This is a genomic window from Streptomyces sp. NPDC054813 (genome assembly GCF_053611365.1).
In genome coordinates, this window is record NZ_JBSHAF010000010.1 from 337,703 (window position 1) to 349,414 (window position 11,712).

General features: G+C 72.3%; 11 protein-coding genes. 3 read left to right on the plus strand and 8 right to left on the minus strand.

Annotation, left to right across the window (positions count from 1 at the left end):
• The first annotated feature begins 27 nt into the window (after positions 1–27).
• The gene (locus tag ACWGJB_RS22635; protein WP_453381923.1) at positions 28–1,182 is read left to right on the plus strand and encodes a betaine/proline/choline family ABC transporter ATP-binding protein; all 1,155 of its coding nucleotides are present in this window, start codon (positions 28–30) and stop codon (positions 1,180–1,182) included.
• Between the two features lie 25 nt (positions 1,183–1,207).
• Here the strand turns inward: ACWGJB_RS22635 and ACWGJB_RS22640 are convergent, their stop codons facing one another.
• From ACWGJB_RS22640 to ACWGJB_RS22660, 5 genes are all read right to left on the minus strand, one after another.
• Positions 1,208–1,801 (minus strand): hypothetical protein, encoded by a 594-nt coding sequence (locus ACWGJB_RS22640; protein WP_453381924.1) that lies wholly within the window; start codon positions 1,799–1,801, stop codon positions 1,208–1,210.
• Between the two features lie 43 nt (positions 1,802–1,844).
• Positions 1,845–2,786, minus strand: coding sequence for an ABC transporter substrate-binding protein (locus tag ACWGJB_RS22645; protein ID WP_453381925.1), 942 nt, complete (start codon positions 2,784–2,786; stop codon positions 1,845–1,847).
• The gene (locus tag ACWGJB_RS22650; RefSeq protein ID WP_453381926.1) at positions 2,783–3,454 is read right to left on the minus strand and encodes an ABC transporter permease; all 672 of its coding nucleotides are present in this window, start codon (positions 3,452–3,454) and stop codon (positions 2,783–2,785) included. Before ACWGJB_RS22650 ends, ACWGJB_RS22645 begins: the two co-directional genes overlap by 4 nt.
• Entirely contained in the window at positions 3,451–4,131 is a 681-nt protein-coding gene (locus ACWGJB_RS22655) for an ABC transporter permease (protein ID WP_453381927.1), read from the minus strand. The genes ACWGJB_RS22650 and ACWGJB_RS22655 overlap by 4 nt, the downstream gene beginning before the upstream one ends.
• 184 nt (positions 4,132–4,315) lie before the next feature.
• Positions 4,316–4,888: a TetR/AcrR family transcriptional regulator gene (locus ACWGJB_RS22660; RefSeq protein ID WP_453381928.1), complete on the minus strand. Its 573-nt coding sequence runs from the start codon at positions 4,886–4,888 to the stop codon at positions 4,316–4,318.
• 120 nt (positions 4,889–5,008) lie between these two features.
• Here ACWGJB_RS22660 and ACWGJB_RS22665 point away from each other — a divergent pair, with 120 nt between their 5' ends.
• The gene (locus ACWGJB_RS22665; protein ID WP_351703975.1) at positions 5,009–5,866 is read left to right on the plus strand and encodes an AAA family ATPase; all 858 of its coding nucleotides are present in this window, start codon (positions 5,009–5,011) and stop codon (positions 5,864–5,866) included.
• A complete protein-coding gene (locus tag ACWGJB_RS22670; RefSeq protein WP_453381929.1) occupies positions 5,863–7,233 on the plus strand; it encodes a vWA domain-containing protein in 1,371 nt (456 codons plus the stop codon). The genes ACWGJB_RS22665 and ACWGJB_RS22670 overlap by 4 nt, the downstream gene beginning before the upstream one ends.
• Before the next feature lie 30 nt (positions 7,234–7,263).
• Here the strand turns inward: ACWGJB_RS22670 and ACWGJB_RS22675 are convergent, their stop codons facing one another.
• The 3 genes from ACWGJB_RS22675 to ACWGJB_RS22685 all read right to left on the minus strand — a co-directional run bounded on the left by ACWGJB_RS22675 (position 7,264) and on the right by ACWGJB_RS22685 (position 11,575).
• The gene (locus ACWGJB_RS22675) at positions 7,264–7,971 is read right to left on the minus strand and encodes a transmembrane-type terpene cyclase (protein WP_453381930.1); all 708 of its coding nucleotides are present in this window, start codon (positions 7,969–7,971) and stop codon (positions 7,264–7,266) included.
• 176 nt (positions 7,972–8,147) lie between these two features.
• Positions 8,148–10,442, minus strand: coding sequence for an MFS transporter (locus tag ACWGJB_RS22680; protein ID WP_453381931.1), 2,295 nt, complete (start codon positions 10,440–10,442; stop codon positions 8,148–8,150).
• 110 nt (positions 10,443–10,552) lie between these two features.
• Positions 10,553–11,575 carry a LacI family DNA-binding transcriptional regulator gene (locus tag ACWGJB_RS22685; protein ID WP_453381932.1) on the minus strand — a complete coding sequence of 341 codons (1,023 nt, stop codon included), beginning with the start codon at positions 11,573–11,575 and terminating at the stop codon, positions 10,553–10,555.
• Between the last annotated feature and the right edge of the window lie 137 nt (positions 11,576–11,712).

Here is an 11,712-nt window from a genome sequence, read left to right on the forward strand (position 1 = left end):
CGGAAAAGGCGCGGCTAGCGTGAGGGAATGATCCGGTTCGAGCAGGTCACCAAGCGGTATCCGGACGGCACGACCGCCGTGGACGGCCTCTCCTTCGACGTGGCGGAGGGTGAACTCGTGACGCTCGTGGGCCCGTCCGGCTGCGGCAAGACCACCACGATGATGATGGTCAACCGGCTCATCGAACCGACCTCCGGCCGGATCCTGGTCGACGGCGAGGACATCGCCCGGGTCGACCCCGTGCGGCTGCGCCGCCGGATCGGCTATGTCATCCAGCAGGTGGGCCTGTTCCCGCACCGCACGATCCTCGACAACACCGCGACCGTCCCGGCCCTGCTCGGCTGGAAGCGGGCCAGGGCCCGCAAGCGCGCCGCCGAACTGCTCGACCTGGTGGGCCTGGACCCGGGGACGTTCGGTCCGCGCTACCCGGACCAGCTCTCCGGCGGCCAGCGGCAGCGGGTCGGCGTGGCCCGCGCGCTCGCCGCGGATCCCCCTGTGCTGCTGATGGACGAGCCGTTCGGCGCCGTCGACCCGGTGGTGCGGGAGCAGTTGCAGGACGAGTTCCTCAGGATGCAGGCCGCCGTGCGCAAGACGGTGCTGCTGGTCACCCATGACATCGAGGAGGCGGTGCGGCTCGGCGACCGGATCGCGGTGTACGGGCAGGGGCGCATCGAGCAGTACGACACGCCGGGTGCGGTGCTGGGGACGCCCGCCACGCCCTACGTCGCCGAGTTCGTGGGCGCGGACCGCGGGCTGAAGCGGCTGTCGGTGACCGAGATCGAGCCGGACGACCTGGAGCAGCCGCCGGTCGCGCGCCCGGGCGAGTCCGCCGAGAGCGCCGCGGCGCGGTTGCGGGCGGAGTGCGCCCGCTGGGCGGTGGTTCTGGACCCGCACGGCGACCTGCACGGCTGGGTGGGCCGGGACGAGTTGGCGGCCGGCGGCACCGTCGGCGACCTCGCGCACCGGATGACCGCGTGGGTGCCGGTCGGTGCCCCGCTGAAGCAGGCGTTCGGTGTGATGCTCCAGTACGACGCGGGGTGGGTCGCGGTCCTCGACGGCTCGCGCTTCCTCGGTGTCCTGACCCCGGCCAAGCTGCACGAGGCGCTGCGCCGCTCGGTGGACGCGGACGCGCGCGGCGTCCCGCGAGGTCAGGTGCCGTTCGACTCGGTCTCCGACGCCTGACCGGCCGGGCGTCGGCCGGCGTTCGTCAGCTGTACGTCATCGGGCAGCCGCGGCGCAGTGAGTGCTGCGCGGCCCGCAGATACAGCGCGACATAGAAGGCGGCGTCCAGGTCCTTCCCCCACGGGCCGGGGCGGGCGGCGGCGGCTTCCTCGGCCGGGCCCTCCAGGAACCACATCGTCAGATCGAGGTTGTCGCAGGCCTCCGGTATCGCGTCGACGGGAAGCCGGATCGCCGCGGCCAGCCGCTCGACGAGGGCGAGCACCTCGGGGGCGCCGGCGATCACCGTCTCGTCGGTGTACGGGGATTCCAGGGGCAGCCGGATCTCCTCGCCGAGGGAGACCGGCACCAGCACCGACCAGCCCAGCAGCAACTCCCCCTCCTGCGGCGACAGCTGCTCCCGGCACAACGCACCGAACCCGTCCATGGACGGCACCAGTTTCTCCTCGAACGACAGCCCCGCGCCGCGCTCGAACCCGGCCTGCTCGGGCACCGACTCGTACGGCGCGAGCCCGCGCCGCCGCAACTCCTCGTTCAGGGCCGAGGCTACGGCGCCCTTGCCGCCCTCTTCCTCGTCCTCGAACCACTCCTGCGCGGCGACACTCACCAGATAGATCCCCATGCCCCGGAACGTACCGCCCGCCACTGACAACGGGCACCGAACCTCACTTCACCAGGCCCTTGTCCCGCAGGTACGTGCGGGCCACGTCCTGGGCCAGCCGTCGCCAGCTGTCGACCTGCTGGTTCAGGGCGGCGAGGTCGGCCGTCGTCAGGACGTCGTTGAGCTTGCCGAGCGCCTTCGTCACGCCCGCGCTGCCCGCCCGTGCGCGGTTGACGACCGGGACGACGTAGTCGGCGTTCTGCAGGTGCTTGTCGTCGGCGAGCAGGACCAGGCCGAACTGGTCGAGGGTCGCGTCCGTGGTCGTGGTCAGCACCATCTGGTCCTGCCCGCTCTGCACGGCCCGCTTGGCCTGGGTGGTCCCGACGCCCTTGGGGTCCACGCCGGTGATGTCGATGCCGTAGACCTTCTTCAGTCCCGGTTCGCAGTAAGGCCGTTGCACGCATTCGTCACCCGCCGCGAGACGCACCTTCAGCCCCGAGGCGCCCAGGTCGCTGAGCGTCTTCAGGTGGTGCTCCCGCGCGTAGGCGGCGGTGACCGCGAAGGCGTTCTGGTCCACCGCCCGCCCGGGGTCCAGGACCGTGAGACCGCGCGGTGTGGCGAGTCGGCGCAGCGCCTTCATCGTGGCGCCGAGGTCGGGCGAGCCCACGGGCGGTGCGTCGGGGCCGTTGGCCTTGGCGTTGAGCCAGTCGGCGAAGGTGGCCGCGTACTCGGGGACGACGTCGATCTGCCCGGACTCCAGGGCGGGTTCATAGATCTCCCGGTTGGCGACGGTGATGAGGGAGGTCCGGTAGCCGGCCTGGTTCAGCAGCTGTGCGTACATCTGGGCCAGCAGGTCGCTCTCGGTGAATCCGGCCGAGCCGATGGTCAGATGCCGGCTGTCGCCCGGAGGTGCGGTGACCTCCCCGCGGTTCTCCAGGGAGGGGCCGGTGGTGCAGGCGGTGAGGGCGAGCAGCAGCAAGGCAGGTACCGCCGTACGGGACCTCACCGCGAGCCCCGCACCCAGACCGGGGCGAGCCGCTCGGCGAGCTCGAAGACGCCCTCCACGATCAGCGCGAAGACGGCGACCAGGATCGCCCCCGCGACCACCTGGGGCGTGCTGGCCAGGTTGAACCCGGCGGTGATGATCCGTCCCAGCCCTCCCCCGCCCGCCAGCGCGGCGATGGTCGCCGTGGCCACGAGCTGGACGGCCGCGATCCGCACGCCGTTGAGAACCAAAGGTAGTGAAAGGGGCAATTCAACGTGAAACAGCATTTGGCGCCCGGTCATCCCCATACCGCGCGCCGCCTGCACGATGCTCCGGTCGACCTCGCGCATGCCGACGTAGGCGTTGGTGAGCAGCGGAGGTACGGCGAACAGCACCAGGGCCACCACCGTGGGGCCCTCGCCCCACCGGCCGATCGGGGTGAGGAGCAGCAGGACCAGGACGGCGAAGGTGGGGACGGCACGGCCGACGTTGGAGAAGTTCACGGCGAGTGCGCCGCCCTTGCCGAGGTGGCCGAGGACCAGGGCGACGGGCAGGGCGATGGCACAGCTGATGACGAGACAGACGACGGTGAGGACGAGGTGCTGGAGCAGCCGGTGCCCGATGCCGTCGTCGCCCGCCCAGTGCGCGGCGTCGGTGAGCCAGTCCCAGGCGTCGGCGAGCGTCGTCATGCGCGGGCCGCCCGGGTCCACGGGGTGAGCAGCCGCTGCACACCGAGCAGCAGCAGGTCGGCGGCGACGGCGATCACCACGCACAGCACGGAAGCGGTGAGCACCTGGGCCTTGAAGTAGGTGTTCATGCCGGCGTAGATCAGATTGCCGAGGCCCCCGAAACCGACGATCGCGCCGACGGTGACCAGGGAGACCGCCGAGACGGTGGCGATACGCAGTCCGGCCATCGCGGCGGGCAGGGCGAGCGGCAGCTCGACGGTGAGCAGCAGGCGGATGGGGCCGTAGCCCATGCCGCGGGCGGCCTGCCGGGTCTCCTCGGGCACGGCGCGCAGGCCCGCGAGGATGTTCCGGACGAGCAGGGTGAGCGAGTAGAGCACCAGCCCGGCGACGACGAGGGTGGCCGAGAGGCCGTAGACCGGCAGGAGCAGGGAGAACATCGCCAGGGAGGGGATGGTGTAGAGGATCGTCGTGACGCCGAGGACGGGCGCGGCCGACCAGCGCCAGCGGCGGGCCAGCACGGCCAGGGGGACGGCGATGACGAGACCGATGAGCACGGAGACCGCCGTGAGCCGGAGATGCTGCCCGACCGCGTCGAGGAGGATCTGGCGGCGACTGCTCAGATAGGCCCCGCAGATCCACTCGTTACGCGCGAGGCAGTCGTTCGGGGGCGCGGTCACGCGTCCATTGCATCGGGCGGGCGAGCCGCTCGGCGCGTTGTGCTCACCCGTCCGGGTCGTCGGCGGCGGGGCCGACCGGGGGCGCCCGGGACGAGTGGACCAGGCCTTGCCGGGCGCCCCGGCCGAGGCACCAGACCGTGCCGGACGGCGGCCGGGTCCGCCGTGGCGTCCCCGGCAGGTGGTGCTACGCCATTCCCCCCGCATCCATCAGCGCCGTCGCGGTTCCCGTGGCCAGGCCGTCGTCCAGGTGTTCGATGTGAGCGCCGGCCCGGGCACTGGCGCCGTCGAAGACCAGCATCAGCTGCCGGGCGAGGACGGCCGGGTCCGCCGCGCCGCCCTGTTCGGCCTGTTCCCGGAAGTAGCCCTCCATCCGGTCCTTGGCGTCGCGGGCCACCACGCTCGCCGGGTGCTCGGGGTCCTTCAGCTCGACCAGGACGGCGAGGTACGGGCAGCCGCGGTACTCGGGGTTCCCGGAACTCCTCGCCAGCCGCTCGAAGACGTACCGGACCCGCTCGCGGGGCGTGGCCGACGCGTCCTCGGCGGGCGTGAGCTGGGCCTCGTACCGGGCCCTGCGGCGCTCCAGGCTGGCGGCCAGCATCTCCTCCTTGCTGTCGAAGAGCTGGTACATCGAGCGCTTCGACACCCCGGCCGACCTGCACAGCGCCTCGACGCCCACGGAGACGCCGTCGCGGTAGAAGAGCTCGGCGGCGGCTTCGAGCAGCCGGTCGCGGGGGGACGCCTTGTCGGTGGTGGCCATAGGCCCGAGGTTACCTCTCGGCAGCACATTCGGAAACCGATCGGTATACAGGGTGGCAAGCTCGCTGAACAAGCGCTTAGATAGGAAGGTCAGCTCCACGCCGTTCAGCCGGAGGCCCCGTTGTTCACTTCCGTCGACGACGTCTCCGCCCGCCTCGCGGAGACCGGCTATCTCGCCTCCCCCGCCGTCGCCACCACCGTCTTCCTGGCCGACCGGCTCGGCAAACCCCTCCTCGTCGAGGGGCCCGCCGGGGTCGGCAAGACCGAGCTGGCGAAGGCCGTCGCCGAGGTCGCCGGCGCCCGGCTGGTACGGCTGCAGTGCTACGAGGGCGTGGACGAGTCCCGGGCCCTGTACGAGTGGAACCACGCCAAGCAGCTGCTGCGCATCAGCGCCGGCCGGGACGAGACCTGGGACGAGGCCCGCACCGACATCTTCAGCGAGGAGTTCCTGCTCCCCCGCCCGCTGCTCACCGCGATCCGGGGCGACGATCCCAAGGTGCTGCTGATCGACGAGACCGACAAGGCCGACGTCGAGGTGGAGGGCCTGCTCCTGGAGGTGCTCAGCGACTTCCAGGTGACCGTCCCCGAGCTGGGCACGGTCACCGCGACCCGCCGCCCCTTCGTGGTGCTCACCTCGAACGCGAGCCGCGAGCTGTCCGAGGCGCTGCGCCGCCGCTGCCTGTTCCTGCACATCGGGTTCCCGGACGAGGAGCTGGAGCGCCGGATCGTACGGCTGAAGGTGCCGGAGCTCACCGAGGCGCTCACCGAGTCCGTGGTCCGGGTGGTCGGGGCGCTGCGGGCGATGGACCTGCGCAAGGTGCCGTCGGTGGCCGAGACGATCGACTGGGCGCGCACCCTGCTGGCACTGGGCGCCGACACCCTGGACGAGCAGGTCGTACGGGATTCCCTGGGCGTGATCCTCAAGCACCAGGACGACATCCAGAAGGCGGCCGCCAAGCTGGACCTGGACGCGCTGTGAGCGCAGCGGCCGAGGCTCCGGCCGACCTCGCCGACCGGCTCACCGGTCTGGTGGGGGCGCTGCGGGCACACGGCGTGCGGGTCGGCACCGGGGAGACCGTGGACGCGGGCCGGGCGGTGGCGGCGCTGGGCCTGGCGGACCGGGAGCTGCTGCGTGAGGGGCTGGCCGCGACCCTGCTGCACGGCACCGGCCAACGGGCCGTGTTCGACCAGGTCTTCGATCTCTACTTCCCGCGCGGCGTGGGCGGCCCCGGCGCCGAGCCGGCCGACCGGGACGAGTTGCGGGAGCGGCTCGCGGCCGCGCTGGCCGACGACGACACCGCGCTGATGCGGCAGTTGGCGGCGCAGGCGGTGGACGGCATGGGCGGGTACGGGAGTTCGCCGGGCTCGGACGGCTGGTCGTCGTACCAGACACTGGACCGGCTGCGGCCGCAGACGCTGCTGGCGCGGGTCCGGACGGACGTCCGGGCGCGGGGCACGGACCCGGGGTTCACGGACCGGCTGCTGGACGACGAGATCCGGCGGCGGATCGAGGCGTTCCGGGGCATGGTCGCGGCGGAGGCCCGGCGCCGGGTGGCCGAGCGGCGCGGGCGGGACGAGATCGCCCGGCGGGCGGTGGCGCCGAGCGCCGACCGGGTGGACTTCCTGTTCGCCGGGCGGGATCAACTCACCGAACTGCGCAGGGCTGTTCAGCCGCTGGCCCGCAAGCTGGCGACCCGGCTGGCCGCGCGCCGCCGCCGCGCCGCGCGGGGCACCATCGATCTGCGCCGCACGCTGCGCGGTTCGCTGTCCACGGGCGGGGTGCCGATGCGGCCGGTGCTGCGCCGGCGCCGGCCGGTCCGGCCCGAACTGGTGCTGCTGTGCGATGTGTCGGGTTCGGTGTCGGGGTTCTCGGACTTCACCATGCTGCTGGTGCAGGCGTTGCACGACCAGTTCAGCAAGGTCCGGGTGTTCGCCTTCGTCAACCGGATCGACGAGGTGACCGGCCTGCTCGAACACGGCCGCGCCGACCCGGAGGGGCTCGGCGCCCGGATCCGCGCCGAGGCGACGCTCACCGGCTGGCACGGCAGCAGCGACTACGGGGTGTCGCTGGGCGAGTTCGCGGAGCGGTACGGCGCCGCGGTCGGCCCGCGCAGCACGGTGTTCGTGCTCGGCGACGGCCGCACCAACAACCTCGACCCGAACCTCGCCGCCGTCCGCCGCATCGCCGGACAGGCGCGCCGCGTCTACTGGCTGAACCCCGAGGCGCGCTCCCTGTGGGGCACCGGCGACTCGGCGGCTCCCGACTACGCCGAGCTGGTCGAGATGCACGAGTGCCGTACGGCCCGCCAGCTGAGCGCCCTGATCGCACGGTTGCTGCCGGTCTGACACCCGGACCGGCCACGGCAGAGGGTGCCGTCAGCTCCGCAGGGCCGTCACCGGCGTCGGGTCGTCCTCGGCGGCCGCCGCCCGTTCGGCGCGGCGCACCGCGAACACCGCGTACACATAGGCGAGATCGAGCAGGAAGCAGGCGATGTAGAGGTAGTACATCAGGGCGCTGTCGTACCGGGGGTGCAGGTGCGAGGCGGCGTCCGGGCGTGGTGAGACATGCAGTGCGCTCACCACGAAGAGGGCGGCGCAGGCGGTGCCGAGCATCTTGTTGACGGCGATGCCCGGGGACTGGCCGCGGGTGCCGCGACGGCCGGCCAGCATCGACAGGAACAGCGCCGACATCGCCAGATTACTGCCGAACGACGTGTAGATGCCCTCTCCCGCGTCGAACTGGAGGGAGACGTAGTTCATGCCCAGGAAGGCGAGGACGAGCAGCGCGGCCAGCGACGGCAGGAACGACTTCCGCGGCAGGTACGGGAATTCGGCGCGGCCGTAGCGGACGACCGTCCAGGCGATGGCGAGGTCGAAGCCGAACCAGACCATGTTGATCCAGCGCAGCGCCCCGTCCGCCGGCCGTACGAAGGCGTAGGTGAACTCCCAGCTCATGTTGGTGGCGAACGAGACGATCGGCATGCCGAAGGTGCGGTCCCGCAGCCCGGCCCGGATCAGCTGTACATAGGCGATCGTCCAGAAGACGCCGGTGCCGAGCATGAACGCCGCCGGCAACACGTTCATGGGCAGCCCTCCGCAGCAGATCCGTGGTCCGTCGCACGCCGTGCATACTCTGGCACGGTGCCGGCCTCGCACGCACGGCCGATCGTCAGGTTCGCCGGTGTACCGGCCGGCTCACCCCGCGCCCCGACGGACGGCCTCGGCACGGCGCCGCCCGTCGGTCTCGGATGCACCGTGAACTACGCTCCGGGATGGGCGAGTTCGATGTCGTGGTCGTGGATGTCGGCGCCGGAGACCAGCACTCCGGCGGCGTGCGGCGGATAGCCGGTCGCGATGACCGTGTACGGGCCGGTGTCCAGGTCGGAGAAGGCGTACCCGCCGTCGTCCCTGGTGGTGGTCGTGGCGACGACGTTGCCGGCGACGTCCACCAGCGTGACCCGGGCATCGCCCAGCGGGCCTCCGGCGCCCCGTACCGTGCCGCGCACATGGGCGCCGGGCCGCAGCTCGACCTCGACGCGGGTGACGCCGGTACCGGCGATCTCGACGGGCAGGGCGAGCGGCCGGTGCTTGGGCGAGCTGACGGCCAGGGTCACCGGGCCCGGCACCAGGTCGCCGACGGCAAACTCCCCGAGTCCGTCCGTCTGCTGGGTGGCGAGCACGTCCCCGCGGACATCGGTGACGACCACCACGGCCCCGGCGACCGGCGCCCCGCTGTCCGCGGCCCGCACCAGTCCGGCCAGGCCGCTGCTGCCGCTGAGCAGCACGTCGTACGCGACCGGTTCGGTGCTCACGACCAGGGTGGTGGCCTGCGGCCGGCAGCCGTCGGCGGAGGCTATGAGGACGTACGTCCCCTCGCCGGGCGCCGCCACGGCATAGCGGCCCTCGGCGTCCGCGACCGTGCGGCCGAGCTGGCGGCCGCCGAGGGAGATCAGGGTGACGGCCGCCCAGCCGACGCCGGTTCCGTCGGCGCCCCGCACCCGCCCGTGCACCTGGACACCGTCGTCGGTGAGGGAGACGGTCACCGGGGCTCCTTTCTCAGCCACCGGTGACTCGGGCGCCGGTTCGGGCACCGCCTCGGTCACGGGCTCCGCAGCCCCGGCCCCGGCCGCGGCTGGGGCCGGCTTCCGGCGCGGGATGAACGCGGCCACCAGCAGCGCGAGGACCGCCGCGCCGGATCCGACCGCCATGACCACCTTGAAGCCGTTCTCGGAGGGCACGGTGACACCGCCGAAGACGTTCGTCATCTGGGCCAGGATCACCCCGGCGACGGCGCTCGCGGTCGACGTACCGATGGACCGCATCAGGGTGTTGAGGCTGTTCGCGGCGGCCGTCTCGTGCGGATCGACGGCGCCCATGATGAGCGCGGGCATCGCGCCGTAGGCGAAGCCGATACCGGCGCCGACGATGCAGGAGACCAGGACGAGCTGCCAGACGGCGTCCATCAGCACGATGTTGAGCCCGTACCCGACGGCCACGATCACCGCGCCGCACATCAGGGTGATCTTCGGGCCGAAGTTCCTGGAGATGAGGGCCGATACCGGCGCCATCGCCATCATCACCAGGCCGGTCGGGGCCATCACCAGGCCCGCGTCGAGCAGCGATTTACCCAGACCGTAGCCGGTCGCCTCAGGCAACTGCAGGAGCTGCGGAAGCACCAGGGACATCGCGAACATGGAGAACCCGAAGGCGATCGAGGCGAGGTTCGTCACCAGGACCTGACGGCGGGCGGTGGTACGCAGGTCGACCAGCGGTTGCCGGGTGCGCAGTTCGTAGAAACCCCAGGCGAGCAGGACCACCACAGCCGCCCCGAACAGGCCGAGCGTGGTGCCACTGCCCCAGCCCCAGTCGGCGCCCTTGGAGATGCCGAGCAGCAGACAGACCAGCCCGGCCGCCATCCCGAGCGCGCCGGGCAGGTCGAACCGGCCGCCGGTGCGCACCTGGGACTCCGGCACCAGCAACATGACCAGCACGGCGGCGACGACGCCGAGCACGGCCGAGGTCCAGAACAGCACGTGCCAGTCGAAGTGGTCGGCGATCAGTGCGGCGGCGGGCAGGCCGAGCGCGCCGCCGACGCCGAGGGAGGCGCTCATCAGGGCGGTGGCTGAGCCGAGCCGTTCGGCGGGCAGTTCGTCGCGCATGATGCTGATGCCGAGCGGGATCACGCCCGAGGCCAGACCCTGCAGCGCGCGGCCGATGATCATCGGCACCAGGGTGTCGCTGAGCGCGGCGGTGACCGAGCCGGCGACGAGCATGACCAGGCTGGTCAGCAGCATCAGCCGCTTGCCGTACATGTCGCCGAGCCGCCCCATGACGGGCGTGGCGACGGCGGCCGCGAGCAGGGTGGCGGTGACGGCCCAGACCGCGTCGGACGCCGACGCGTCGAGCAGCTTCGGCAGCTCGGGCACGATGGGGATCACGAGGGTCTGCATCAGCGAGACCACGATCCCGCCGAAGGCCAGCACCGCGACGACTACATTGGTCCGCGGCGCGGCGGACTCCCCTGCCTCCATCGGCCGGGGCTGTGCATGGGACATGGTCGAGCCTCCGTAGGGCCACTCGAGTCTGCACGACCCTCCCGAATGTAAGTCACTTGATTTACTTAAGCAAGCACAGCCGGGTTCCGTGCGACGGGAGTGAAGGCCGCTCAGCTGGACTCGCGCACCACCAGCCGGCACGGCACCGTATGCACCCCGGGCGCCGGTTCGGCGTCGATGGCCTGGAGCAGACGCAACGCGGCGATCCGCCCGATCTCGGCCAGGTTCATGTCGACGGTGGTGAGCGGCGGGCGGCAGGCGAGGGCCATCGTGTCCCAGTTGTCGTATCCGACGACCGCGATGTCCCCCGGCACGTCCCTGCCGCGCTCGCGCAGCGCGTCCGCCACCCCTCGGGCGATCTGGTCGTTGCCGCAGAAGACGGCGTCCGTGTCGGGTGCCGTCCGCAGTACCGCGTCGGCGGCCCGCCGTCCCCAGGCCTCGCTCCACTCCCCGAAGTGCACGCGGCCGGCGGCGAGTTGGAGGGAAGAACCGGCCAGGTGCCGGATGGCGTGCGCGGCGCGGTCACGGGCGGCCTGGTGGTGCTCGGGCCCGGTGACATGGGCGATCCGGGTACGGCCGGTGGCCAGCAGGTGTTCCACGGCGAGCCGGGCGCCGCCCCGGTCGTCGGTGACGACGGAGGTGTCGGCGGGGTCGGTCGACGGTGAGAGGGCGTAGACGACCGGGATCGCCGGGTCGATGCCGGACAGGGGCGGGCGGGGGTCGGTGCGACGGCCGGTGACGATGATGCCGTCGACCCTCCGGTCGGTGAGGTTGCGCAGATGGTGCTGTTCCCGGATGGCGTCGCCACGGGTGTCGCAGAGCAGCACGGAGATCTTCCCGGCGCCGAGCGCGTCCTCGGCGCCGAGCAGTACGGGGGTGCTGAAGCGGCCGATGCCGTCCGTCGTCATCAGCCCGACCGTCCAGCTCCTGCCACTGTGCAGGCTCTGCGCATGCTGGTTGGGCCGGAACCCGAGCGCCTGCACCGCGTCCAGCACCCGTTGCCGGGTCTCCGGGCGCATCCGGCCGGCGCCGTTCAGCGCCTTGGAGGCCGTGCCCACGCTGACGCCGGCGAGCGCGGCGACATCGGCGAGCCTGGCCCGGCCGACGGGCGGAGAGTCTGGCGCAGAGGTCACGGGCAAACCTTTTCCTGGATGGGTTCTCGGCTCTGCCGCCGGCCTCCCGGCGACAGAGCCGCCCCCCAACGTCGCCGGCTCCGGGGGGTAGGGGCGCACCCCCCGAGCAAGGTGAAAAAACTGCGCCGGGCGGCTTG

What these genes read in the sequence shown, in the direction of transcription:
- ACWGJB_RS22635 (WP_453381923.1), top strand. Translation starts at nt 28, where the DNA reads ATGATCCGGTTCGAGCAGGTCACCAAGCGGTATCCGGACGGCACGACC.
- ACWGJB_RS22640 (WP_453381924.1), bottom strand. Translation starts at nt 1,801, where the DNA reads ATGGGGATCTATCTGGTGAGTGTCGCCGCGCAGGAGTGGTTCGAGGAC.
- ACWGJB_RS22650 (WP_453381926.1), bottom strand. Translation starts at nt 3,454, where the DNA reads ATGACGACGCTCGCCGACGCCTGGGACTGGCTCACCGACGCCGCGCAC.
- ACWGJB_RS22660 (WP_453381928.1), bottom strand. Translation starts at nt 4,888, where the DNA reads ATGGCCACCACCGACAAGGCGTCCCCCCGCGACCGGCTGCTCGAAGCC.
- ACWGJB_RS22675 (WP_453381930.1), bottom strand. Translation starts at nt 7,971, where the DNA reads ATGAACGTGTTGCCGGCGGCGTTCATGCTCGGCACCGGCGTCTTCTGG.
- ACWGJB_RS22680 (WP_453381931.1), bottom strand. Translation starts at nt 10,442, where the DNA reads ATGTCCCATGCACAGCCCCGGCCGATGGAGGCAGGGGAGTCCGCCGCG.